Annotated in this window: 1 protein-coding gene; it reads left to right on the top strand. The window is 63.7% G+C overall.

Annotated elements, in window-relative coordinates; all coding sequences use genetic code 11:
* Nucleotides 1-104: 104 nt before the first annotated feature.
* A partial coding sequence (locus tag ACXRVZ_RS27645; RefSeq protein WP_458233134.1) for an IS110 family RNA-guided transposase occupies nucleotides 105-970 on the top strand: 866 nt, incomplete at its 3' end.

Genomic DNA, 970 nt, shown 5'->3' with positions numbered 1-970 from the left:
AAACCTGTTGTCCCCCGGAGCTTGAAGTTCGTCCCCGAGCCTATGGTCAACGCAGCCACCCGTCTTGTCCAACCGTGTAGCCCGAACAGTTGCCAATCATGAGCATGCATCCGCARGGTGGGGTAGCGAACCCGGTTCGTCGCATCAACGTCGGCATCGACGTGGCCAAGCAGCATCTGGATGTCTGCCTGGGCACCGAGGTGCGACGTGTGAGCAACGAGGCCGCGGGACACGACGAGTTGATCGCGATGTGCAAACAGATCGATGTTGATCTYGTGCTGCTTGAAGCCAGYGGCGGGTATGAGCGCGCCGTCGTACTCGCGTTGCAGCAGGCTGACCTTTGCGTTGCGCGGGTGAATCCCCGCCAGGCGCGCGACTTTGCCAAGTCCATGGGTGTGCTGGCCAAGACGGATCAGCTCGACGCACGCGTCTTGCGGGACTTCGCCGACGTGCTGGCTGCCCATCAAGACCGTGCCACTTACATCACCGCACTGATGGAGCCTCAGCGGGCCGAGTTGGCCGCGCTGATGACGCGGCGGCGCCAGTTGGTGGACATGCGCGTGGCCGAGGCCAATCGGCTGCAACAAGCTCACTCCACCGTGGCCGTGCGCAGCATCAAGAAGGTGCTGCGCTTGCTKGATCAGCAGATTGCACAGCTCGACTCGGAYGCTGACGATCATCTGGATCGTCACTTCAAGTCGCAACGTGCCTTGCTGGACAGCGTCAAGGGCGTAGGGCCGGTGACGATCATGACGCTGACCGCGGCGCTGCCGGAACTGGGTCGGCTGCAACGGCGCCAGATCGCCAAACTGGTCGGCGTGGCRCCGCTGGCCAACGATTCCGGCACGCGCCAGGGTAAGCGGCGCACCTGGGGTGGGCGTGCCGATGTCCGCGCGGTGCTGTACATGGCCACGGTCTCGGCGATCGTTCACAACCCTGCGATCAAGGTCTTCTACGCACGCCTGGTCGC

This window comes from Roseateles sp. P5_E8 (assembly GCF_054177665.1).
This window is presented reverse-complemented; position numbering and strand designations above follow the sequence as displayed.